The organism is Massilia arenae (genome assembly GCF_008014745.1).
Taxonomy (GTDB): Bacteria; Pseudomonadota; Gammaproteobacteria; order Burkholderiales; family Burkholderiaceae_D; genus Telluria; species Telluria arenae.
The window spans coordinates 155616-179823 of sequence record NZ_VPFD01000013.1; the positions used below are offsets into that span (position 1 = coordinate 155616).

The 24208-nt window shown below is 62.9% G+C and carries 15 protein-coding genes and 1 pseudogene; 8 read left to right on the plus strand and 8 right to left on the minus strand.

Features of this window, described 5'->3' with window-relative positions; translation table 11 throughout:
• Positions 1-328 precede the first annotated feature (328 nt).
• Both FVD38_RS13190 and FVD38_RS13195 read left to right on the plus strand, forming a co-directional pair.
• A complete protein-coding gene (locus tag FVD38_RS13190; RefSeq protein WP_147935224.1) occupies positions 329-2650 on the plus strand; it encodes a hypothetical protein in 2322 nt (773 codons plus the stop codon).
• Positions 2651-2793: 143 nt separating this feature from the next.
• Positions 2794-3761: pseudogene (locus FVD38_RS13195) on the plus strand (IS1595 family transposase).
• 66 nt (positions 3762-3827) lie between these two features.
• On the opposite strand, the gene FVD38_RS13200 reads toward FVD38_RS13195, so the two are convergent.
• The gene (locus FVD38_RS13200) at positions 3828-4814 is read right to left on the minus strand and encodes a glycosyltransferase family protein (RefSeq protein ID WP_147935225.1); all 987 of its coding nucleotides are present in this window, start codon (positions 4812-4814) and stop codon (positions 3828-3830) included.
• Positions 4815-5039: 225 nt separating this feature from the next.
• On the opposite strand from FVD38_RS13200, the gene FVD38_RS13205 reads away from it, so the two are divergent.
• The 6 genes from FVD38_RS13205 to FVD38_RS13230 all read left to right on the plus strand — a co-directional run bounded on the left by FVD38_RS13205 (position 5040) and on the right by FVD38_RS13230 (position 11842).
• Positions 5040-5999 carry a glycosyltransferase family protein gene (locus FVD38_RS13205; protein WP_147935226.1) on the plus strand — a complete coding sequence of 320 codons (960 nt, stop codon included), beginning with the start codon at positions 5040-5042 and terminating at the stop codon, positions 5997-5999.
• A gap of 26 nt (positions 6000-6025) precedes the next feature.
• Positions 6026-8188 carry an RIFT barrel domain-containing protein gene (locus FVD38_RS13210; RefSeq protein ID WP_147935227.1) on the plus strand — a complete coding sequence of 721 codons (2163 nt, stop codon included), beginning with the start codon at positions 6026-6028 and terminating at the stop codon, positions 8186-8188.
• 158 nt (positions 8189-8346) lie between these two features.
• Positions 8347-9807, plus strand: coding sequence for an oligosaccharide flippase family protein (locus tag FVD38_RS13215; protein ID WP_187271575.1), 1461 nt, complete (start codon positions 8347-8349; stop codon positions 9805-9807).
• Between the two features lie 43 nt (positions 9808-9850).
• Positions 9851-10099, plus strand: a complete 249-nt coding sequence (locus FVD38_RS13220; RefSeq protein WP_147935229.1) for an acyl carrier protein — start codon at positions 9851-9853, stop codon at positions 10097-10099.
• Positions 10096-10941 carry a hydrolase 2, exosortase A system-associated gene (locus tag FVD38_RS13225; protein WP_147935230.1) on the plus strand — a complete coding sequence of 282 codons (846 nt, stop codon included), beginning with the start codon at positions 10096-10098 and terminating at the stop codon, positions 10939-10941. Before FVD38_RS13220 ends, FVD38_RS13225 begins: the two co-directional genes overlap by 4 nt.
• On the plus strand, positions 10931-11842 hold the full coding sequence (locus tag FVD38_RS13230; RefSeq protein ID WP_147935231.1) for a hydrolase 1, exosortase A system-associated: 912 nt from the start codon (positions 10931-10933) through the stop codon (positions 11840-11842). The genes FVD38_RS13225 and FVD38_RS13230 overlap by 11 nt, the downstream gene beginning before the upstream one ends.
• 4 nt (positions 11843-11846) lie before the next feature.
• Here FVD38_RS13230 and FVD38_RS13235 read toward each other — a convergent pair whose 3' ends face one another.
• The 7 genes from FVD38_RS13235 to FVD38_RS13265 form a co-directional block, all read right to left on the minus strand.
• Entirely contained in the window at positions 11847-13277 is a 1431-nt protein-coding gene (locus FVD38_RS13235; RefSeq protein ID WP_147935232.1) for a NosD domain-containing protein, read from the minus strand.
• On the minus strand, positions 13274-14638 hold the full coding sequence (gene prsR, locus FVD38_RS13240) for a PEP-CTERM-box response regulator transcription factor (RefSeq protein ID WP_147935233.1): 1365 nt from the start codon (positions 14636-14638) through the stop codon (positions 13274-13276). Before prsR ends, FVD38_RS13235 begins: the two co-directional genes overlap by 4 nt.
• 14 nt (positions 14639-14652) lie before the next feature.
• Positions 14653-16761: an XrtA/PEP-CTERM system histidine kinase PrsK gene (gene prsK / locus FVD38_RS13245; RefSeq protein ID WP_147935234.1), complete on the minus strand. Its 2109-nt coding sequence runs from the start codon at positions 16759-16761 to the stop codon at positions 14653-14655.
• A gap of 94 nt (positions 16762-16855) precedes the next feature.
• Positions 16856-18259, minus strand: a complete 1404-nt coding sequence (locus tag FVD38_RS13250; RefSeq protein ID WP_147935235.1) for a TIGR03013 family XrtA/PEP-CTERM system glycosyltransferase — start codon at positions 18257-18259, stop codon at positions 16856-16858.
• 616 nt (positions 18260-18875) lie between these two features.
• Positions 18876-19973 (minus strand): acyltransferase family protein, encoded by a 1098-nt coding sequence (locus tag FVD38_RS13255; protein WP_187271576.1) that lies wholly within the window; start codon positions 19971-19973, stop codon positions 18876-18878.
• Positions 19974-20946: 973 nt separating this feature from the next.
• Entirely contained in the window at positions 20947-22278 is a 1332-nt protein-coding gene (locus FVD38_RS13260; protein WP_147935237.1) for an McrC family protein, read from the minus strand.
• Entirely contained in the window at positions 22199-24202 is a 2004-nt protein-coding gene (locus tag FVD38_RS13265; protein ID WP_147935238.1) for an McrB family protein, read from the minus strand. Before FVD38_RS13265 ends, FVD38_RS13260 begins: the two co-directional genes overlap by 80 nt.
• Between the last annotated feature and the right edge of the window lie 6 nt (positions 24203-24208).

Genomic DNA, 24208 nt, shown 5'->3' on the forward strand with positions numbered 1-24208 from the left:
CAAGCCAGCAGCAGATGCCATCCAGGAACAGATGAGAAAAATCGATAAATACGAAAAATCCATTGCGGCGTTTTCCGATGGTTTGGGGGAATCAGCCTTTTCCAGCTGGGATCAGTATCTTACGTACAACTAACTTGTTTGTAGGGCACGATTGATGAAAAAATGTTCTTGACTTTATTGTAGAAAATAATTTCAACCGCGCCATCTTCGTTGTTTTTGCACAGAAAATCGGCAAAAACCATCGAAAATTGGCCCACGGAAAATGTTGGCCAGGGTAAAGTTCTGTTCCACACAGAAATTATTTTCTTCCCGAACCTTTCCCGACATCATGACTACCGAACAGATGACCCCGAGCCGCGCGGTACGTGGCAGCTTCCCGCACCCCGTCCAGCACCGCGTGTCCATCCTCGCTACCGTACTGAGCGCCGCCCTCCTGAGCGCCTGCGGTGGTGGCGGTGGGGACGATGTCGCTTCCGCCGCAGTGAGCGGCAGCATGGACGGCACCTCGCTGGCCAAGACCACCACCGGCTTTGTGCCGCGGCCGACCACCCCGACCGTGCTCACCCCGCTGCCCGCGAACAACCCGGCCGCGATCGTGGCCGGCCCCACGGTGACCGACTTCGAGATCGAGAACCAGGGCCTGGCCCAGGCCAATGTGCCGTTCACCTTCGGCCAGATCGTCGCGCAAGGCCAGATGGCCGCCACCGAAGGCCTGGCGGCGCGCCTCCCGGACGGCACCCTGATCCGCCTCCAGGCCGATGTCAAGGCTACCCATGCCGACGGCTCGGTGCGCCACGTCGTCGTGTCCGGCATCCTGCCGAACCTGGCAGTCGGCCAGATTGCGAAGATCGAGCTGGTGAAGACCTCCGCGTCCGAAAAGAGCACGCTCACCCCGCAGGATCTGGCTACCAGCGGCCTGACCAGCGACGTCGTCCTGACCTACGAAGGCGTGCAGTACACCGCCTCGCTGGCGGACGCGCTGGCTTCACCGAAGCCGGTCCAATGGCTGTCGGGCCCGGTCGTCAACGAATGGATCGTCAGCACCCCGCTGAAGGACGCCGCCGGCATCGAGCATCCGCTGCTGACCGCCAGCTTCGCCGTGCGCTGGTATGCCGGCCTGTCGAAGCAGGCGCGGGTCGACGTCATCGTCGAGAACACCAAGACCTTCAAGGCCGGGGCGCGCAACCAGCGCTACGACGTGAACGTCAATGTCGGCGGCCGCTCGATCTTCTCCAAGAGCCAGATGACGCATTACCACCACTCGCGCTGGCACCAGAGCGCCTGGTGGGACGGTGCCCGTACGCCGAGCATCCACGTGCGTCCGAATACGGCCTACCTGATCGCGTCGAAGGCGATCTCGAACTACGACCAGAGCATTGAGATCAACGAGGGCTCGCTGGCCTCCATGGGCAAGCAGATCACCGCCACCAATACCGGCCCGATGACGATCGGCCCGGTGGTCGCCTACATGGCCACCACCGGCGGCCGCGGCGACATCGGCCCGCTCCCGGTCTGGACCGTATCCTACCTGCTGTCGAAGGACATGCGCGCCCGCAACGCCATGATGGCGGCTGCCGACGGCTCTGGCACCTGGTCGATCCACATGCGCGACGAAAAGACCGGCTTCCCGCTGCGCGTCGACAACACCGCCTACAAGAACCTGTCGACCCACATGAACCTGGCGCACAAGGGGCCGCTGCCGGTGCCGCGCTGCGCCCAGAACAACAACAGCCTGTGCGGCACGCCCTACACGTCAGACACCGCTCACCAGCCGTCGATGGCCTACCTGCCCTACCTGCTGACGGGTGATTACTACTACCTGGAAGAACTTCAGTTCTGGGCCGCCTCGAATCCGCTGGGCACCGACGCGGGCAATTCGGGCAACGGCAAGGGCCTGGTGCGCTGGCAGCAGGTGCGCGGCCAGGCATGGTCGCTGCGCACGCTGGGCCATGCGGCCTACATCACGCCGGACAGCCATACGCTGAAGGATTACTTCGTCAAGCAGGTCGACAACAATCTGGACTTCTACCACGCCACCTACGTGACGGGCAATCCGAACCAGCTCGGCGTGTACGACGGCAGCGGCTCCGGCGCGTTCAAGGTGAATGCCTCGGCGCCCTGGCAGGACGACTTCCTCACCTGGAGCTTCGGCTACCTGGCCGAACTGGGCTTCGACAAGGCCCAGCCGATCATGCAGTGGAAGGCAAAGTATCCGGTGGGCCGCATGACCACGCCGGGATTCTGCTGGATCCAGGCCTCGGCCTATTTCATGGAGTTCCGTCCCAGCGCCAAGGAACCGATCTTCAGCGACCTGGCGACCATGCACCAGTTTAACTTTGGCGGTGACAGCATCCTGAACGAAAGCAAGAAGCTGAAGCACCCGCAAGGGCTGAAATACATCGACCAGCCGTGTGCCAGCCAGGCCCAGAGCGACTGGATCCGCGCTGCCGCCAAGGAGCACTGGAATCCTGGCCGCATGACCGGCTTCTCGGGTTCTCCTCTTGGCTACCCGGCCAATATGCAGCCGGCGCTGGCGGTGGCCGCCAACTCCGGTATCGCGAATGCGGCGCAGGCCTGGACCGTCTTCACCGGCCGCAACGACAAGCAGAACTACGGCAACGGTCCGCAGTGGGGCATCGTCCCGCGCTGATCGGCAGCCAACCTGAAGCACGACCGGGCGTCTCGCGACGCCCGGTTTTTTTTTGGGCGCTGTACTCGTTAGATGTGGATGAGCATTGAACTGCTGAGCTGACCCGCGGTCCAACTCCCGTCGCCATCGATCGGGAGCGCATGATGAAAGCGCCGAAGTTTGAGAAGCTGTTCGCCCAGCTGGCGCTGCTGAACCAGCCGCAGCGTCAACAGGTGCTCGCCGCCCTGCATCCAGCAGCCGGGCTCGACCGGGTGGTCGCCCTCATCGACGAGATCCGGTCAAAGGGGCGGCGCTGCCCGGATTGCGCCTGCGAGCGTTGTCACCGGCACGGCCAGGCCAACGACTTGCAACGCTATCGCTGCTGCGCGTGCGGCCGCACCTCAACGACCTGACGGGTACGCCGCTGGCGCGGCTCAGGCAAAAGGGCAAGTGGCTCGATTACCTGGACACGGTGCTCGATTCGCAGACGGTCCGGTCTGCTGCCAAGCGGGTCGGCGTGCACCCCAACACCACGTTTCGCTGGCGTCATCGCTTTCTCGACCGGGTCAAGGACGACCGGGCCGAGCGCCTGGTCGGCATCGTCGAGGCCGACGAAACATTCCTGCTCGAATCGCAAAAGGGGTCACGCAAGCTCGACCGACAGCCGCGCAAGCGCGGCGGCAGGGCCGCCCTGCGTGGCATTTCACGTCGCCTCGACTGCATCCTGGTGGCGCGCGACCGCAGCGGCCAGACCATCGACGCCGTCACCGGCCGCGGCGCCTTGAAAGTGGCCCAGCTGGTCAGGCACCTGCTGCCGAAACTCAATCCCCAGGCGCTGCTGGTCACCGACGCCAACGCCGCCTATCCCGCCTTCGCCCGCGCCCATGGCATTGCGCACCAGGCTGTCAATCTCAGCGCAGGCGAACGAGTCCGCAAAGGCGTCAAAGGCGCCATCCATGTGCAGAACGTGAACGCCTACCACCGGCGTTTCAAGGAATGGCTGGCGCGCTTCCATGGCGTGGCGTCACGCTGGTTGCCCAATTACCTGGGCTGGCAATGGGCGCTCGATGGCGGGCGAATCAATTCTGTCGAGCAATTGCTGCGTATCGCATTCGGAGTCATCAACAGCTAACGGGTACAGCGCCTTTTTTGGCGCTGTACCCGGACCTGCGCTGCCCCGCCTTCGGCATGCCGCGCCTTACCGCGCCGCCGCCTGCGAGCGCCATGCGCTAGCCCGGCACCGCAGGCTGCGCCAGCCCAGCCGTGCCAGGGAAGGCGGGTAACGCGCCGGAATGGTCTCGAACAGCAAGTGCGCCCACGCCGCAGTGCAGGCGTCGGCCCGCACCTCTTCGCCGCGCCGGCGCCCATTCTCGGCCATGGCGCGATACAGCGCCGGGTTTGACGCGAGGCGCGCCAGCGCCGCCGCCGCTTCGCCGGCCGAGGCGACCTCGATGTAGTCGAGCTCGGAGCGGCGCAGTTCGCGATAGGCCTGTTCCGGCCCGAGGATGGCCGGCACCCCGGCCAGCCACGCATTGATCAGCTTGCTAGCCGGCTTTTTTTCATGCAAGTGCGACAAGTCCCTGCGCATGGCGACGATCACGTCGATCGCACCATAATCGTTCCAGCTGGTCTGGTAGGCGGCGCCATTGCCTCCCCAGGCCACCGCGTCGCATTGCCATTCGATGCCCTGCGCGCGCAGCCCGTCGGCCCACTCGGGGGTGGCGAATTCGGGCGTCATCTCCCCCACCGTCCCCTTGAAGGCCACTGTGCGCACTGCGTCGCCGCGGCCCGGATCGCGCGCAACCAGCCCCGGCTGTGGCCAGTGCTGGACATGGAAGGCGTTGGAGGCCGTCGCCGAAGCGGCATTCTGCACCACCTCGACATCCGCATATGGCTGCCGCGGCCGGTCGGCGCGCGCCGCCACGATCGTCAGCGGAGACAGCCAGCGGCGCTGGCGCAGCAAGAGCGGCACATGGTCGGCATGGGCGACGACGATGCCCGCGCGCGGCGCCGTCGCCGCCAGCTGCACCGGATGCCCTGCCCGCTTGAGGCGCAGACAAGTCTGGCCGACCCAGACGTGCACGCCGGTATTGAACAGTGCCCAGTCGCGGTCTGGGTCGGCATCCTGGAACTGCGCCACTTGCTGTGGATCGGGTAGGAAAAATGTCAGGGGAAGACTGCTCACTCGTACTCCATGCTGGTTTGGCCACCTCGCGCTCCTTCCGAAAATGACAACAATTGATGTCTGATGACAAAAATGCAGCATGGAACGCGTGCGTGGGGGTGTTGCAGCATATAATAATTGCGCGTCATTGCAAGGAAGGCAAGAGCCGCATGCGTGCTCGGCCGCTTTACCCGTCCAGGGCTGGTCCCGCCAGTCCGCTTGAATGCCGATACAGGAGCAGTACGGATGTCTTTATTTAACAGGGTGGTCGCTCGCCTCAAGCGCGACCATTTCCGCGCACGGCACCAGAAGGTGATCCAGCAGATCCTGTCGACCCCTGCGGTCGAACGCGGCAACCTGCCCTTCGTGCTGCTGTCGATGGTGCACACACGCGACGTCCAGGCCTACCTGGTGGCGGTCAAGTCTTTCGTCCATTTCCTGAACCCGGAGCGGATCGTGGTCGTGTGCGACCCCTCGATCAGCGACCAGGACCGGGCCCTGCTGCGGCAGCACGTGCCGCATATCGAGCTGCGGCACGCCGACGAATTCACCCATCCCGACATCCCGCGCGGCGGCACCTGGGAACGCCTGTACGCCATCGCCGGCCTGGTGTGCGAGCATTACGTCATCCAGCTCGATGCCGATACCGTGACGACGCAGCCGATTCCCGAAGTGCTCGAGGCGGTGCGCAGCGGCGCCGGCTTCGTGCTGGGGGAGATGCCCGACACCCCGATCCGCCAGTTGCCCGGGGTGCGCGAGCGCGCGCTGGCCTTCCTCAAGCCGGACGCCCATATCCAGACCATCGCCGAATGCGAGATGGCCAATGTCGGCCTGCCGCAGGACGCCCGTTACGTGCGCGGCTGCTCCGGATTCACCGGATTCCCGCGCTCGCAAACCATGCGCGACAGCATGACCGATTTCTCGCGCCGCATGACCTCCAAGCTGGGCGAAGGCTGGACCCGCTGGGGCACCGAGCAGGTGACGTCGAACTATCTGGTGGCAAATGCCCCGGGAACGCGCTCGCTGCCATTCCCGAAATACGGCACTCCCGACTGCGCGACCGCCGAGACCGCGTTTTACCACTTCATCGGTTCGATGCGCTTCATTAACGGCCAGTACGAGGCGACCTCGCGTGAAGCGATCCGCATGATCGGCAGCGGCAACGCTCCCGGCGTCATGCTCGCACAGTCGACCACGACCGGCTGAACGGCCTCCCGCTTCCCGGATTCGCCATGCCAGGTACCCTGTCCGCTTTCGCATTCCGCCCGGCCCTCGCGCTGGCCTGCCTGGCCGTGCTGGCCGCCCCGGCCGCCGCGGCCGCCGCCATCACCGGCGTGCGCATCCAGAACCTGGGCGCCGACCAGGCCGGGGTGCCATTCACCTTCGGCCAGGTATTCGCCCCCGGCGCCTTCGGCAAGAACGATGGACTGGCCGCGCGCCTGGCAGACGGCAAGGTGCTGCCGCTGCAGGTCGACGTCAAGGCCACCCACCCGGACGGTTCGGTTCGCCACGCCATCGTCTCCGGCATCCTGCCGAAGCTGGAAGCGCGCGGCACGGCCAGCCTGGAGCTGGTCAAGGCCGCTACGGCGAAGCCCGCCGGCGGCGCCGGCATCGAGCGCCTGCTCGCCGATGGCCTGAGCGCCAGCATCGACATCAGGACCGACGGCGTGGCTTACCGCGCCACCCTTGCCGATGCGCTGGCCGCGGCCAAGGGCGCATCCGGACGCACGAACGCCGGCGCCTGGCTGGATGGCGCCGTGGCCAGGGAATGGCGCGGCGCAGTTCCTCTCAAGTCGGCGGGCGGCGCCGCCCATCCGCTGCTGGCCGCCAGTTTCGCGGTGCGCTGGTATCCGGGCCTGGAAAAGCAGGCCAGGGTCGAAGTCGTGGTCGAGAATACCAAGACCTTCCAGGCCGGCGCGCGCAACGTCGAATACGACGTCGACGTCGAGGTCGGCGGGCGCAAGGTCTACCAGCAGGCCGGACTCACCCATTACCGCCATGCGCGCTGGCGCCAGCTGGCCTGGTGGAACGAGGCGCGCGCGCCGGCCATCCATGTGCGCCCCGATGGCGCCTACCTGATCGCTACCGGGGCCGTGCCCAACTATGACCAGACCATCAAGCCGGACGAGCGCGCGCTGGCCAGCCTGGCCGGACGGCTGAATCCCGGCAATACCGGCCCGATGCGCATCGGTCCCGTCATGGCCTACATGCCGACCTCGGGCGGCCGCGGCGACATCGGTCCGCTGCCATCCTGGTCGGTGCACTACCTGCTGTCGACCGACGTGCGCGCGCGCGACGCGATGATGGCGGCGGCGGAAGGGTCCGGCAGCTGGTCGGTGCACCTGCGCGACGAGCGCACCGGCTATCCGGTGCGCACCGACCTGCCTGCCAACCGCGCGATCTCGACCCACATGAACCTGGCGCACAAGGGACCGCTGCCGGTGCCGCGCTGCGCCGGCAAGGGCCTGTGCAAGACGCCGTACACCAACGATACCTCGCACCAGCCTTCCCTGGCCTACCTGCCCTATCTGCTCACCGGCGACTACTACTACCTCGAGGAGCTGCAGTTCTGGGCTGCCACCAATCCGCTCGGCACCGATCCCAACAACTCCGGCAAGGGCCAGGGCCTGGTACGCTGGCAGCAGGTACGCGGCCAGGCCTGGTCGTTGCGCACGCTTGGCCATGCCGCCTACATCACGCCCGACGCGCATCCGCTGAAAGCCTATTTCACCAGGCAGCTCGACAACAACCTCACCTTCTACCACGCGACCTACGTGGTCGGCAGGCCGAACAGGCTGGGCGCCTACGACGGTTCGGGCGAAGGCGCGTTCCGGGTCAAGAACTCGGCACCGTGGCAGGACGACTTCCTGACCTGGAGCTTCGGCCACTTGGCCGAACTCGGGTTTGCCAAGGCAACCCCGATCCTGCGCTGGAAAGCGACCTATCCGGTGGGCCGCATGACCGCGCCGGGATTTTGCTGGACCGAGGGCGCCGCCTATTCGCTCGAGTTCCGCCCCTCCGGCAAGCAGGGCGGGCCGCTGTACGAGAGCTTCGCCGAGCTGTACCGGGCCAACTATGACCGCGACTTCTACCGCAAGGACGACGGCAAGCGCGCCAGCCATCCGGACGGCACGCGGTTCATCGACCAGCCCTGCGCCAGCCAGGCCCAGGCCGACTGGTTGACCGCGGCCCATCGCCGCAAATGGACGCCCGGCCGCATGGCGGGCTATGGCGGCTCGCCAATGGGCTATCCGGCGAATATGCAGCCGGCGCTCGCCGTCGCGGCAACGTCGGGCATCCCGAACGCCACCGAAGCCTGGGAACGCTTCGACGCGCGCGCCGAGAAGCCGGACTACAGCAAGACGCCGCAATGGGCGATCGTCCCGCGGCGCTGAACACGCACGCGACATTGTCAGAAATGTATTGTGCGCACATGTTTACGTGACGATGGCGCATATAATATTGTGCATTACAGCAATCAGTGCGGCGCACATGCGACCGCGTCGTTCGCCTGCTCCATAAACGAGGCGCCGCCGCCCACATTCCAATGGCCATGGTAAATCTGCGACGTTCGCTGATCATCAATTTCTTTTCGTCGTCCGGCGCAACCATGCTCAAGTTCCTGGTCAGCGTGCTGCTGGCGCGTATCCTGAGCCCGAGCGAGATCGGCGTCTATTCGATGACGGCGGTATTCGTCAACTTCGCCGGCGTGTTCCGCGATTTCGGCGTCTCGGGATACCTGCAGCGCGAACCGAACCTCACGCCCGACAAATTGCGCTCGGCCAGCGGCGTGGTCTTCACCTCGTCCTGGCTGATCGCACTGTGCCTGTATCTCGCCAGCGATGCGCTCGGCGCCTGGTTCGCCGAACCCGAGATCGTGCCGGTGATGCAGGTGCTGGCGCTCGGCTTCGTCTTCATCCCGTTTGGCGCGGTCACCAATGCCCTGCTGTCGCGCGAATTCGCGGCCGAAAAGCAGGCGATGGTGAACGCCGCCGGCACCATCAGCTTCTGCATCAGCTGCCTGGTGCTGGCCAATCTCGGATTCGGCAGCATGAGCCTGGCCTGGGCAAATCTGGTTAACATCCTGGCCTGCATGCTGGCCCTGATGCCGATGCGTAAGAGCAACGTGCCCTGGCTACCGTCCTTTTCGCACTGGCGCGGCGTGGCCCACTTCGGCGCCGGATCGCTGCTGTCGAATATGGCGATTACGCTCAACAATGCGATCCCCGACATCCTGCTGGGCAAGCTCGGCTCGGCGAGCCAGGTTGGCCTGCTCAGCCGCGCCAATTCCACAGTCCAGATCTTCATCCACGTGGCCGGCTCCACCGTGAACTATGGCGCTGTTTCCTACATGTCCCAGATCCACCATCGCGGCGAGTCGCTGGCGCCGGTCATCACGCGCGCCACGCTGCTGCTCACCGGGATCGGCTGGACCGCGCTGGGCCTGACCGCGGTGCTCGGCCACGACGTCGTGCTGGCCCTGTATGGTCCGACCTGGCTCGAGTCGGTGCCGGCCATCCTGCCGCTGACGCTGGCGGCGGCGGCGATCATGACGTTCAACTATAATTCGGTCGCGATGGCCGCGATCGGCCGTCCCTACCTGAGCGCGCTGCCGGTGCTTGCCACGCTGCTAGCGCGGATCCTGTTTGGCGTCCTGATGTACGATGGCTCCCTGGCCGGCTTTGCCTGGGCGCTATGCCTGGCGACGATGGCGAGCCTGCCTCTGCGTGCGCTGCAGCAGAATCGCTATTTCGGCCTGCATCTGCTGAGCCTGCTGCGCGCGCTGGCGCCGAGCGCCCTGGTGGCCGCCGGCAGCGTCGGTGCTGGTATGCTGCTGGCGTGGCTGCTGCCGTCGTCGCTGGCGCCGATGCTGCGCTTGCTCGTGATGGCGCCGCTGCTGGCCGCGGTCTGGTACCTGCTGCTGCGCCTGACGCGCCACGAACTGGCCGGCGAAGTGCACCGGCTGGCGGCGCCGATCAAGAACCGGCTGGCGCTGCTGCGCCCGAACCCTTAAGCGCGCCCCGCACAGGCGCGGCGCCCCCGTGAATGGAATCCGCATGTACCTCGAGCAAATCAAGACCATCCTGACCGACACCCTCAGCCTGGGCGACGCCGGACGCGACCTGACCGCCGATTCGCCCCTGCTGGGCGCGCTGCCGGAACTCGATTCGATGGCCGTGATCAGCCTGATCGCCGCCCTCGAGGAGCATTTCGACATCGCGATCGACGACGACGACATCAGCGCCAGCACCTTCTCCACCCTGGGCAGCCTGGCGGCCTTCGTGGAAGCCAAGCGCGGCGCATGAACGGCGCCGCCGCCGCGCCGGCCGAACCCTTCTTCCTGGAGGCGGACGGCGGACGGCGTTTCTGCCTCTATCACCCTCCCGCCGGACCCGCGCGCAGCGCGCTGCTGTACGTGCATCCCTTCGCCGAAGAGATGAACCGCGCGCGCCGCATGGCGGCGCTGCAGGCGCGCGCCTTCGCCGCGACGGGCCACGCCGTGCTGCAGATCGACCTGGCCGGCTGCGGCGACAGCAGCGGCGACTTCGGCGATGCGCGTTGGGAGCGGTGGCGGGACGACCTGGCGCTGGCCGCGGCCTGGCTCCAGGAACGGACCGGCGCGCCGCTGCGGCTGTGGGGCCTGCGCCTGGGCGCGCTGCTGGCGCTGGACTACGCGCGCGTCGCCACGCACCCGGTGGCCGGCATGCTGCTGTGGCAGCCGGTGCTGAAAGGCTCCACCTACCTGACCCAGTTCCTGCGCCTGCGCCTGGCCGGGGCCCTGCTGGCCGACGGCGAGGCCGGCGGCGGCACGGCGGACTTGCGTGCGGCGCTGCTGGCCGGCGAACCGCTCGAGATCGCCGGCTACGACCTCGATCCCCGCCTGGCGCGCGCGCTCGACGCGCTCGATCCGCTGGACGCCTTCCGCCCGACCTGCCCGGTCGACTGGATCGAGGCGGTCACGCAGGCCGGCGCCGAACCGTCGCCAGGCGCCGCGCGCGCCGCCGCCGCCTGGCGCGGCGCCGGCGTCGACCTGCGCCTGCACCCGGTCCACAGCGCACCGTTCTGGACCACCACCGAGATCACGGAAAACGCGGCCTGGCTGGAGACCGGCACGGCCGCGCTGGAGGCCAGACTGCATGGGCATTGAAGGCGTGGAGACCAGGCATATGGAAGCCGGCACCGACATGAACGACGGCCTCGACGAGCGCGCGCTCACGTTCGGCTGCGGCGGCGAACGCCTGTATGGCATCCTGAGCCTGCCCGGCCAGGCGGCAGCCTGCACCCGCGGGGTGCTGGTGGTGGTCGGGGGGCCGCAATACCGCGCCGGCAGTCACCGCCAGTTCACGCTGCTGGCGCGCGACCTGGCGCAGGGAGGCGTGCCGGTGCTGCGCTTCGACTACCGCGGCATGGGCGACAGCGAAGGCGCCGTGCGTTCCTTCGACGACGTCGAGGACGACCTGCGCGCCGCCATCGACGCCTTCATGGCGGCCGTCCCCGGGCTGCGCGAAGTGGTGCTCTGGGGCCTGTGCGACGCCGCCTCGGCGATCGGCATGTATGCCGCGCGCGATGCGCGCGTGGCCGGCCTGGTCCTGCTCAATCCCTGGGTGCGCACCGAGGACGGCCTGGCGCGCACCACCCTGCGCCACTACTACCGCGCGCGCCTGAAGGATCCCGCCTTCTGGAGGCAGCTGCTGGGCGGAGGCCTCGACTGGCGCCGCTCGCTGGCTTCGCTGCTGGCGCTGCTGCGCAAGGCCAGGGGCAAGCCCGCGCCTGCCGCCGCAGGCGTTCCCACCACGGTTTCGCTGCCCGAGCGGATGCGCGCCGGCCTGCAGGATTTCAGGGGCCACGTGCTGCTGGTGATCGCCGGCGCCGACCTGACCGCGCGCGAATTCTGCGACCTGGCCGATGCCGACCGTGCCTGGCGCGGCGTGCTGGCTCCGCCACGCGTGACGCGGCGCCGGATCGACGGCGCCGACCATACCTTCTCGCGCCGCGCCTGGCGCGACCAGGTCGCGCGCTGGACCGGCGAGTGGCTGCGTTCCTGGTAAGTCTTTAGCGGCGCCGGCAGGCTCCGAAATCGTCGAAGGCCCCGTACACGCCCACCGTGGCGCGTGCGGCGCCGCACAGGTCGACGCCATCGCGGCGCGGCTGCATGCGTCCCGGCGCCCCGTCTTTCCAGCGAAAGTCGCCTTCGCCCGGGGCTGCGAACAGCGCGCGCACCGGATGCCAGCCCAGGTACGAGCGCCATAGCCCGGCATCGCGGTTGTCCGCCAGGTGCAGAAGGCTGCCGTCGCGGCTGCGGATCGGGCCGTCGACCAGGTTGCCGTCCAGCCGCGCGCTGCTGGTGGCGTAACGGACGTCGATGCCGGCCGTGTCGACCAGGGTGTTGTCCTCGATCCTGGAATCGGAAGCGCTGTTGAGGTAGATGCCGACGTCGGAACAGCCGACGATCAGGTTGGCGCGCAGCACGCCGCGTTCCTGCTCGGTCACGCAGCGTCCGTCGCGGCAGAAGCGCCCGCCCGTGCCGCCCCCGCCGAGCGACAGGCCGACGCGCTGGCCCGGCTGGCCGGCCAGCGCCTGCTCGCACCACACCAGGTTGCGCTCGAAGACATTGCCGCTGCCGCCGCCCTTGGCGAAGGCCCCGTAGCTGACGCGGTTCCCGTGCAGCTTGACGAAGTCGCGAATGAGGTTGCCGCGCACGGTCCAGTCGCTGGCCGCGACCAGGTCGATCGGCGTGACCGGCCGGCGCGTCGCGCGCGGCGTCGGGTTGGACAGGGTATTCGCCTCGATCAGGCCATGGTCGGGAAAGCGCCCGCCTGCGCCATTGATCTTGAAATGGGCATTGAAGCCCTGGACCGCGTTGTTGACGGCGGCAAAGTGGCTGGCCGCGCCCGTGACCTGGAACGCGTGCTCGCAATCGTCGTGGCGCCGGCAGGCGCCGTCGATCGCCAGGTTCTCGAAGCGCCAGTGCGGGGCGCCGACCCGGATCGCGATCGTCACGTGGGAGATCAATTTCACCGTCCCCGGTTGCGCGGCGCGCACCACGACCGGCGCCCCTGCGGCGCCGGGCCGGCCCGCTTCCAGCGAGCGGTTCGCGATGCGGTAGGTTCCCGGCGCCAGCGTGATCGTGGCGCCCGGCACGGCCTTGGCCATGGCGGAGCGCAGCGCGGCGACGTCGCGCACCAGGCCGACCTCGGGTCCGGGCACGCCCGCGGCCTGCGGCTGGGCGCCGAGCCGCAGGCCATCGAGACGTACCGTGGCCGGCGCGCCGCGATCCAGCTTCAGCAAGGCGTCGCTGGCGAGCCGGCCGGCGCCGGTGATGACCGCGTTGTGGCCGCTGCTGCGCTTGTCGATGTACGGCGCCAGCGCGCGCGGCATCACGCCCGCGCGTTCGAGCGCGAACAGCGCCGCGACGATGCCGCAGCCGGCCAGCACGACGCAGGCCGCCAGCGCGGCCAGCGCCAGCCGCGCGCCACGGCTCATGCGCTGCTCTTGATGCCGTGCCGGCTCATCAGGTCATACAGGGTCGGGCGGCTCACGCCCAGCATCTCGGAGGCCTTGACGATATTGCCGTCCACCCGCGCCAGCACGCGCACGATGGCCGCATGTTCGGCCTCGTCGCGCACCTGGCGCAAATTGAGCGGTTGCTCGACCTGGGTGCCGTCGTCGGGCAGGCCCAGGTCGTCGGCCACGATGGTCGGGCCGTCAGCCATGATCACGGCGCGCTTGACGCAGTTTTCCATCTCGCGCACATTGCCCGGCCACGCGTAGGCTTCGATGGCGGCGATCGCGTCGGGCGCGAAATGCATGGTCGGGCGCGACTCCTGGGCGCAGAACTTGTTCTTGAAGTGGTGGGCCAGCAGGGCCGCATCGCCCTGGCGCGCGCGCAGCGGCGGGATCGTGACCACGATTTCCGACAAGCGGTAATACAAATCTTCGCGGAAGCGCCCGGTACTGCACAGCTCCTTGAGCCTCTGGTGGGTCGCGCACACGATGCGCACGTCGACCGGGATTTCCTCGTGGCCGCCGATGCGTTCGATCACGCGCTCCTGCAAAAAGCGCAGCAGCTTGGCCTGCAACGCCATCGGCAGGTCGCCTACTTCATCCAGGAAGAAGGTGCCGCCGTTGGCCAGTTCTACCTTGCCCTTGGTCTGCTTGGCCGCGCCGGTGAAGGCGCCTTTCTCGTAGCCGAACAATTCGCTCTCGAGCAGGTTCTCGGGAATCGCGGCGCAGTTGATCGCCACGAAGCGCTCCTTGGCGCGCGGCGACAGCGCGTGCAGCGCGCGCGCCAGCACTTCCTTGCCGGTGCCCGATTCGCCCAGGACCATCACCGAGGCCGAGGTCGGGGCCACCTTCTCGATATTGCGGCAGACCTTGAGCATGCCGGCGTCGCGGCTGATCACGCCCGCCATCGGCGAATCGGCCTGGTTCGACTGCATGCGGCGGTTTTCCATCTGCAGGTTATGCAAGAAGAACGCGCGCTGGACCACCAGGTTCAGCACCTCCGGCTCGCACGGCTTCTGGTGGAAATCGTAGGCGCCCATGGCGATCGCCTTGACCGCGTTGGCGCGCTCCTGGTTGCCGGTCAGGACGATCACGCGGGTGTCCGGCGCCAGCGCCAGGATCTGCTCGAGCGTGGCCAGGCCCTCGGTCGAACCGTCCGGATCGGGCGGCAGCCCGAGGTCCATGGTGACCACCGCCGGCTCGTGGCGGCGGATCTGCGCCAGCGCGCTTTCGCGGTCGCCGGCGACGACCACGTCATAGGCATCGAAGCTCCAGCGCAGCTGCTTCTGCAGGCCGGGGTCGTCCTCGATGATCAACAGTTTCGGTTTGTTTTGGGTCACGGCTATTCCTCAGTTCACGCTGCGCGATCGATGGCGCCGGCGGCGATGCCGGCGCCAGCCTCATGGTACAACGGCAGGGTGACGGTAAAAGTGGTTCCGACCGAGGGCGTGCTGGTCAAATCCAGCGCGCCGCCCAGCTCAGTGATGTATTCGCGGCTCTCGAACACGCCGATGCCCATGCCGGCCGGCTTGGTCGATTCGAACGGCTTGAACAGGCGCTCGCGAATGAATTTCTCGGTCATGCCGGCGCCGGTATCGGCCACCGTGATCGCCACCCGGTCGCCCCGGCGACGCACGGTGACGTTCACATGGCCGCTCTTGGGCGTGGCCTCGATCGCGTTCTGGATCAGGTGACCCAGCACGCGCTCGAGCCGCTCGCGGTCGGCCAGCACCATCAGGCCCTGCTGCTCGACCTGCAGCGAGGGATGCGGCTCGAGGGCGCTCTTGAGCGCGATCGCCTGGCGCACCACGGCCTCGACCGACAAGGCGCGCGGCCGCGCCGGGGCATCGTTGCGGCTCAGTTTCTGCAGCATCGACGTCATCTTCTGGATCGAATGGTCGACCGTGTCGAGCATGTCGCGCTGGAACTCCGGATTGTCGCGGTGCTTTTCGGCGTTGGCGTTCATCAGGGACAGCTGGGACACCAGGTTCTTGAGGTCGTGCACCACGAAGGTCGACATGCGGTTGAACGAATCGAACTGGCGCGCCACCATCAATTCATCGGCGGCGTCCTGCTGCGCCAGGTAGCTAGCGGCCTGGCTGCCCGCGATCTCGAGCAGGTCGAACACTTCCCAGTTCAGGGCCACGGTGCTGCGCGCATCCTGCAGCACCACGAAGCCGAACAGTTTCGAGTGCATGATCAGGGGCACCACCAGCCAGCCGCGCGGGAATTCCTTGAGCCAGGCCGGCAGTTCGAGGTCTCCGTACTTCTCGGGCAAAGCCTGGTATTCGCGCAGGTCGATCACCCACTGGGTGGTTTCCAGGAAGCGGCAGAACTTCGAATCGGCCGGCTCGACGGCGCTGCTGGTGGCCTGCCAGCCGGCCACCGGCCGGAAGGTGCTGGCGCCGCCGCTGTCGGGTTCCTCGTCGCGGCGCTGCCACAGCACCCCGCCCGGGCTTTCGACCAGGGCGCCGACCGCCTCGATCGCGCGCTCGCCGATATTGGCGCTGTGCTCGGACAGGGTGCGCGTGAAGCGCATCCATTCCTCGCGGTAGTCGTAGCCGTAGCTGTAGAAATGCTTGCTGATGAAGACCTTGAGCCAGGCGCGGAAAGCGCCCGAGAACAGGGTCCCGGCCAGCACCAGCAGCGCGCCGCACAGGAACACGACCTGCATCACGCCGCCCCAGCTGCCGCCGAAGTAGCGCAGGTAGTAGCCGGCGAAGCCCATCGCCATCAGGTACAGCGCGGAGCCGAACAGCGCGGTCGAATGGAACATCACGCGCCGCGACAGCGCCAGCGCATTGGCGCGCGAGGTGCCGCGCTTGATCGCGGTGCCGATCAGCGGCATGGCCAGGGCGTTGACGATGCCGCGCGCGGCCCAGGTGTCCTGGTGCATCTCATGGAACAGCATCGCCTGGCTGTACATATAGAAATCGTAGGCGAACATGGCGCCGATGCCGAGGCAGGCGAACTTGATGGCCCAGCGCTCCTGCACCGTCTTGTTGCGGTACACCTGCTCGACCAGCAGCATGCCCAGCACCGCCTGGCATACGCGCAGCGTCACGTTCGGCAGCAGGCCGTCGATGTTGAGCATCAGGTCGGTGCGCAGCAGCGCCGTCGCCAGCAGCAGGCCCAGATAGGCCATGCCGCCCGCGAACACCGAGGTGCGCAGGCCGAATGGCCAGCGACTGCCAGGATCGCGGTAGTTGCCGAGTAACAGGACCAGCACGACGCACCAGGCGCCGCTGCGCAGGATCTCGAGCTTGTCGGTCCAGACCGACCACAGCCCGAGGCCAGACGCGGCTTCCAGGGCCAGGGCGCCGGACCAGAGCGCGGTGAGCGCGCAGGCGATCGCGACCGGCGCGACGTGGCTGCGGCCGCGCCAGATCGTCAGCAGGAGACCGATCAGCAGGAAGAAACCGATAGCGGCGACGCTATAGCTATAGACGGCAATGCTGGTCAACGTGCGCCATCCATGAGAACGTGCATTGAAAAAATCCGGATGAAGAGGTCACGCACACCAATGCCTGGCCCCGGGACCACCCGGGGCGTGGTCATCAGCGTCCGCTGCGGAACAGCACGACCTTGAGCGTATTGATCAGGACCAGCACGTCGAGGAACAGGCTGTTGTTCTTGACGTAATACAGGTCGTACTGCAGCTTTTGCAGCGCATCCTCGGCCGAGGAACCATAGCCGTAACGCACTTGCGCCCAGCCGGTGATGCCTGGCTTGATGCTATGGCGCACATTGTAGTACGGCACCACCTCGATCAGTTGCTCCACGAAATAAGCACGCTCGGGACGCGGGCCGACGAAGGACATCTCGCCCTTGAGCACATTGAATACCTGGGGCAGTTCGTCGATGCGGGTCTTGCGCATGAAATTGCCGACGCGGGTGACGCGCGGATCGTTCTGGGCCGCCCACTGCGGCTTGCCGCCCTTCTCGGCATCGGTGCGCATGCTGCGGAACTTGTGCACCCGGAAGATCTTGCCATCCTTGCCGACCCGTTCCTGCGAATAGAACACGGGGCCACGGTCTTCCAGCCACACGGCGATCGCCGCGGCCAGCATGATCGGCAAGGTCATGACCATGATCAGGGTGCTGCACACCAGGTCGAAGCCGCGCTTCATGAAGGTTCGGATAAAGCTCTGGTCGAAGCCGCCGCCGAAGACCAGCCAGCTCGGCTGAAGGGAGTCGACCCGGATCTGGCACGTCTCGCGTTCGAAGAAGGTGGCGGCATCGGTGACCTTGAGTCCCTGCAATTTACAATCCAGCAATTCCTTGATGGGGAAGCTGCCGCGTCGGTTCTGGACCGACACAACGATTTCCTGCACGCCGTACTGCTTGGCGACCTTGACCAGCGAATCACCGTCGCGGACCTTGAGCAGATTGCCGGTGGGCACGCACACCTCTTCGCTGGCGACCGGAATGAAGCCGGCGATGTTGTAGCGATGGTAGCTGGTCTTTTTTTGCGCCAGCTCGCTGCATTCCTTGGCCAGCGGACCGCTTCCGAGGAACATGATGCGTGACTGCATCAGACGCATTTCGGACGTCTTGAAAAAGATGATGCGCGCTGTGAAGATGCCGACCGCCGCCAGGCCGAACACCAGCAGCAGGATGCCTCGGCCGAAGTACAGGTCGGGGGCGATATAGAACACCAGGGTCAGGATCAGGAAGCCCATCAGGAAGGCGGGCATCAGCTTCATGAGGAAGGGATGGCGCAGTCCCTCGTCGAAATCGAGCTGGTACATGCCCATGGCGCTCATGCTGAAGCTGACCGCTACTGCAAAGGCGATTGCTGAAGCCAGGAAGTGATCGAGCTGGAGGATCGTCGCCGGCCCGCTGGCGTCGAGAAAACGCATCGCGGCGCCCGCATAGGCGGCGCCAAGCAGGATCAATATCTCTACAAACAGCAGGACGAATACGATCTTCGACACATAGTGATTAGAGATCCGAAACATGTTATTCCCCAGAATTTATTATTGCTTCACTGCTTGCTGAGTTGGCAAAACGAGCGCAAGGCGGTCGCTGCATCGAGCACAGCGCGCGCATGGTCTCATACAATAGCTACACCGTGTCGCGCTCGCCAAGACCCCGTTGTATTTACAACAAACGCCGACTCCTGGATAACAAATTTCCTAGCGCAACATTATCAATATAGCAAAGATCTAGATTTGTTTCTTTATCGCTATATCTAGCGTGCGCGGGTAGAGCGGCTTCCCGCCGAACACTGGGGCGTGTGCATGCTCCCCGTCATCATGTGCTCGCACATCGTCAGCGAGGCCTTCTAAATGACTTGTCGCTGATGCAAGCACATCGGGCGAACAAGCGACCATCCATATCATTTAAGCAACTATTGAACAGCGTTTTTTTGCCATATTTTCAATAGTAAATATAGCATGGAAACACAAGCAGACTCAACGCTAGCGTATTACGGCGTGAGGTCAATGCAACATGAATGCGCCCGGCAACTCCCGTGCCGATCATCGATAAGGAAAAGAAATTTTAGCATTGACTCAACATTGTGCAGCGCAACGGAGGATATCGTGCGCCATTGTTTTAAAGCTAATATTGATTCTAAGCAAGCTTCTCGGATTTCGTAACGTTAGGCTGGGGTCCACCTTCGACCGGCATGGCGTCGGCCACTGGCGCTGCCGCGCGGGCACGGTTTCCTGCCCCAATCAGCAAGGGGAATAGTCGCGGCATCAAGGTTTCGGCTACGCGATAGACAGCGACCAACAGCATCGTCACCAGCACCGGCGCCATGATCCAGTACAAGGGATAAGGCAAGGCGCTGCCGTAGCGAGAGTACAGGATCCAGGTCAGCAGCAGCACAGGCGCATGGGCCAGGAACATGAAGAAGCTGTACCTGCTCATGCCGGCCAGCCAGGGGCCGAGCCTGGACGTCGCAAGCCAGGCAGTGGCCGGCCAGATCAGGAAGGGAGCGACCAAGCGCAGATAAGTGGTATTCGCAATCCGGAAGTACACGATGGCTGCGCAGACGAGCAGGAATAGCAGGAAACACAGCAGTGCGTGACGGTCGAGCAGGCGCAGGTTCCAGCCGCGCACGGCGACCATGCCGCCGACGTAGAACAGCACCGCCATGAGGTCACGCAGGACCAGCACGCCGTCGTAGTTCTTGAAGAACACCACCGACACCAGGACCAGGCCCGGCCAGGCATAGTTGCGCAACAGCCAGCCAAACAATGGCGCCAGCAGGATCAGCGCCATCAGGTCACGCAAGAAATTCAATGGGTAATTAATAGGCGACGCGGTCAAGCCGAAGGCCGCATTGAGCCAGGCCATCGGTTCGAACGGCCACAATTGCACCGACATCTCGGTACCGGCAAACAGTTGCGCGCCCAGGGCCAGCGGTAAGAGCGGGAGGTTGAAGCACAGGAAAGGCAGCAGGATCGTACGCGCCTTCTTGTTGAACAGGCGGGCTGGCGCACGGTCGAGGGAGGCGCCGAACAGCAGGAAACCGGAAATGACGGTCAGCACCGGCACAGTGGCGCGGAACACCGCAAGCTGGAAAAAGGCCTTAGTGGCGTCGAACCAGCCGTCGCCGACTGCGGCCATCGGTACATACTGCGGCGTGTGCAACATGATGACGCCGAAGATCATGACGAAGCGCAGAAGGGCGATACGGTCTCGAAGGCCACGGTCGAGAGTCATGGAGGTCCTCTTTTCAGGCGTGCATACACGCGTGGGAAAGTCGCATACGAGCACACGACACTGCCGGATCGGGCCTCCCGAAAATGAAGAGCCTGCCAACTGACTTACATTAAAGTCAACGCCTGGCAATGTCAATTGTGCGCTTGCATCATTGCCGGGTAGCGCCGCAATACGACAGGCAAGGACGAGCAACGATGCGGCATGCTGACGCATGCGGGACGATCGAAGGGGAAAGAAAACGAGGATGGCAATGATGCCAAATTGGCGCGGCTGGCTGGGATCGAACCAGCGACCCTTGGCTTCGGAGGCCACTGGTGATTGCCGCGGAGAACCGCATGAACACTGTAACTCGTTGAAAAGTCTAACTATTGTACTCGGCAACAAGAGGCAGTAGTGAGCAGTATAAGGAAGAAATTCGGTCTGTTTTCTCCCCAATTTCTCCCCATGGCTGTAGGAGCCTACACTCGTGCCATATCTGGCAGTACCTCGTGCCAAGGATACGTCTCTGTTTCGTCTGAAGCTTCCATATCAGGTGTTCCGCCTTACCGACTCGACAAGCCTAACGGCCCAGCCATCTCGGCGCCCCGACGGTGATGGTCGCGCTCGAGAAGATATATCAACAGCCATGGAGTGCCATTGTACAGGCTTGGCTCGTCGATGTCATGGCAGAGGAGAGCTTGGCACTCGTAACTTGTCGTCATACCACAGTAGTTATTGGCGCAACAGCGACACACGACGACCTGCAGTCACCTCTAGATTCGCAAGGACACAGCGAGCTGCGCGTATTTACTCACGATATAGCTTTTAGAAAAGCCGCACGCCAGCTCGACTTGATACATGCTGACCTCGGAGGAGGCAAGCCGCCACTACTTCACGGGAATGGTTCCCATCGTGAATAAGTCAGGTAGCGCCATGCTCCTCAGACAACCGAGTCGATTTGCCCATAATCCCATTACACAGGAATTTTCAGGAACTAACTCAATAAAACTTGCCGCAGGAAACTACTAGCTGTCTCTAGGCGGCTACCTAACATCGGGATGCTCACAATTCCGATTTTATACAAGGTACCGCCCAAGTCAGCCGAAAAATTTTCTAAATGGCCTGCAGCGCCAGTTTCTAGACTGACATCGGGATAAACAAGAAAAAGCTCTTCACATTTGTACTTCGCACCGTAAACGAGAAGCTGATAAATGTCTTCGCGCTTTACGCCACGACTTCTGTTGCCTTGGTCGAGCTCTTTCCACTTTGCATCGAGAACTGCCCGCGTCTTTCCGGCAGAATTTACTATCCGCATGTCCGGGATTAGCTCAAAAATCCCTGCGTCGTTTTCGTTGGAGCAAAGGAACATGCCTCTAGATTGAGAACTAGCTATTAAACCTGCTACAGAGGCGGCGTGCTTTACTTCCTTTGTGACGTAACTTTCAAACAGCCGTGACGTAAATATAATCTCACCGACTGCTAATGTATCCCCGGCAAAGACTCCTACACCCTCATCATTAAGGAGCATCTGACTCAGTCTCAGCAATTCGACATAATCATTCGGCAACCGGTCAGTGCGTACTCGTGGCCACTCTACGGTAACGTCACTGGGAATTTGTACTCCGTCGAGCTCCGCTGCACACTCATCAATCTTAGCCCGCAGACCAGAAGCGCATCGCGGGCGGTAAAGAGTAAGCACTGCTTTAAAAATTCTATTTTCGGCAATGTCCTCGGTAAGAGATACCCATTCTGACGCGACCATTCCGGGCCTTCGGATACTTTCGTAACATTGGGCCGGAAATACAATACGTCCTTTGGGCGCATTGATTGATTCACGCTTGGTAACATATCTTCGCAAGATTAGCCGTCGTCGAGCCAATTGAAGCTCATGGCAAAAAACAGATACCAAAGCCTCATATCGATTCCCATGCTCACTGACATGAGACAGGCCTGAGCTTACCGATTGGGACGATGTAGCATAAGCGAGCATAGCTGTAAGGTTAGCATCCAAGTTCGCGCGTTGTTTCACGCCCAGAAGGTCTGAACCCATCGGCGCGACCTCCAGACGTAACCTAGATGTCTCAAGGGTACCAGACCAAAACTTGGGAATTATCGCGCTACCAGTTACGTCGAAATAACCCGCGGGGTCCCTTCCAGTCTTCTGCCTCCAGGCTCGTAAAATTGACGTAATATCTTCGTCGCCCTGAAGCTTACCGCCAGAACCAACGCTGAGCTTTGACCATTCCTTACACTGGATTAAAGGCTTCATTAATGGACGATGCCGACAGGTTTTCTGAGGAGAATTCGCTGGAATGAGCTGCGCCATAAATCTGACGTACACATGCTACTGCATAATTCTCATCATCTGGTCCGGGTACGAGACGAGACGCATTCCAAAATCTCGCGTCAAGACGCAGATTTCTCGGCGTTGAGTGAGCCCGGTAACCCAGACTCGCAGCAACATCCTGGTCAACAGAAAATAACTTTTTAAACTCTCCATCTTTCTCCGGAAGCGAGAAAATCCTATGCGAAAGATTCGGCGCCACGCCAAGAACTAAGAGCATAAGCCCCTCATTACCGTAAAAATACTCTCGCAATAAAGGAATAATCTTCTTCACCATGCGTTCGACGACTTGGACGTTTGTGTCACAGCCGACGAAGTATCCATGGCCAATGCAGTGGTCAGCGTCAATCAAATGTTCGATTCGGCTATTAATGCACGTCAGCAGCCTAGCGCAATCAATAGATGGGTTATCCTTGGTGAAGTTGAGAACATTTGGCTCCGGAGGAACTTCGATAAAATCGAAACGACGACGTAACGCATGGTCAACCAAAGCAATGTTTCTATCCGAAGAATTCATCGTTCCAATCAAGTGCAGATTCGAAGGCATGAATAAGCGAGACTCAAGCTCTGCAGAACGTGGATATTGCAACTCGAATCCTATAGGAAACTCTGCTCCAACACGTTTGTCCGTCTCAAGTGTGGAAATCAGGGGACCGAGAATACGACTTAAATCGCCCCTGTTAATCTCATCAATAACCAGGACAAACTCCTTACCAGGGCTTTTGAGCGCCCGTCGAATCATGCGCAACAATACACCTTCGTGAATCCTATAGCTGAGATGTCCATTGCTAGAGCTGCCGCTGGGCGCCAGGCGCTCGCCTGGCCCGCCATCTTCCTCGGTTTCAGAAGGGACCTCAACCGTCGGCCGAATGGATTCCACTAAATCCTCGTACTGAAGCGAGGGGTGGAAAGTCACGAAAGCACATTGTTCGCGATGTTCGTTAAATCTGCTAAATGATGAGGTAACGTCGCCCTTATCATCGAAGCCTGCCTCAATAAGCTTCACTGCCTCGCGAACTGCAGTTAAGGTCTTTCCAGTGCCTGGAGGGCCGTAGTACACCCTAACAATCGAGCGCGTCGAACTCTTCTTTCGCAATTGCAGTCTAGCGCCGGCCGATGCCATGTCTTGGAGCGCCAACGCACGAAGGGTTTCAAATTCTTCAAGCCCGGAAAACGGATAAACATGCTCTGCAAGATATTTGGAAAACTGGGCAAGTTTGCTTAACTCTGCTAAGAACTCAGCATCCGTTATGGCAGAGGGGATTACCTGGATTGAAATGAACGATGCGAGAATCTTCTTGAGCGTGGTTGTACGCACATCCTTCAGATTCAATCCGTCGGGCGCAACCTCATCTATCGAAATGTCATCAATGAACCTTATTGGCGAAAGTATTAGACCATTTTGGTCCCAGTCGGAACTGGAAATTTTGCGTCCATACATCTCTTGGCCGGACTCTTCCAGCGCCTCTCTAGCAATATCGAAAATGAGGTTTGAAACTTCCCCGAGCCTGTTGTGATTTTGGGCGTTTTGATAGTGCGATGCAATCCCTATAACTATAACATTCGCGCGAGGAATAGACATGATAACGACACGCCATCCCGCATTACTCCGATATCGCTCAAACAAGCTTTTTCGATATGGATTAATGTTCGTAAAGTGAACTTCGCCGAGCCATGCTTCATATTTCTCCTTATCCCAACCTTCAGCCTCCAGCTTCCTCTTTACCCCCTTTCGAAGCTCATTATTCCACAAATTCTTTGCGTTATCATCTGTGTAATAATTAAAATCAGTTTCGATTCCCCATTCATTGCTCGGAAAAACCGTGGCTAATTCACTAAGGGCTTGCGACCGGCTGGATTCACATATCGATTTTGATTTGGCTCGAAGAAGGTCAAGTATTTTCATATAATT

Coding starts and splice junctions, on each gene's coding strand:
- FVD38_RS13190 (WP_147935224.1), top strand. CDS start 329: ATGACTACCGAACAGATGACCCCGAGCCGCGCGGTACGTGGCAGCTTC.
- FVD38_RS13205 (WP_147935226.1), top strand. CDS start 5,040: ATGTCTTTATTTAACAGGGTGGTCGCTCGCCTCAAGCGCGACCATTTC.
- FVD38_RS13210 (WP_147935227.1), top strand. CDS start 6,026: ATGCCAGGTACCCTGTCCGCTTTCGCATTCCGCCCGGCCCTCGCGCTG.
- FVD38_RS13215 (WP_187271575.1), top strand. CDS start 8,347: ATGGTAAATCTGCGACGTTCGCTGATCATCAATTTCTTTTCGTCGTCC.
- FVD38_RS13220 (WP_147935229.1), top strand. CDS start 9,851: ATGTACCTCGAGCAAATCAAGACCATCCTGACCGACACCCTCAGCCTG.
- FVD38_RS13225 (WP_147935230.1), top strand. CDS start 10,096: ATGAACGGCGCCGCCGCCGCGCCGGCCGAACCCTTCTTCCTGGAGGCG.
- FVD38_RS13230 (WP_147935231.1), top strand. CDS start 10,931: ATGGGCATTGAAGGCGTGGAGACCAGGCATATGGAAGCCGGCACCGAC.
- FVD38_RS13235 (WP_147935232.1), bottom strand. CDS start 13,277: ATGAGCCGTGGCGCGCGGCTGGCGCTGGCCGCGCTGGCGGCCTGCGTC.
- FVD38_RS13250 (WP_147935235.1), bottom strand. CDS start 18,259: ATGTTTCGGATCTCTAATCACTATGTGTCGAAGATCGTATTCGTCCTG.
- FVD38_RS13255 (WP_187271576.1), bottom strand. CDS start 19,973: ATGACTCTCGACCGTGGCCTTCGAGACCGTATCGCCCTTCTGCGCTTC.
- FVD38_RS13260 (WP_147935237.1), bottom strand. CDS start 22,278: ATGGCGCAGCTCATTCCAGCGAATTCTCCTCAGAAAACCTGTCGGCAT.
- FVD38_RS13265 (WP_147935238.1), bottom strand. CDS start 24,202: ATGAAAATACTTGACCTTCTTCGAGCCAAATCAAAATCGATATGTGAA.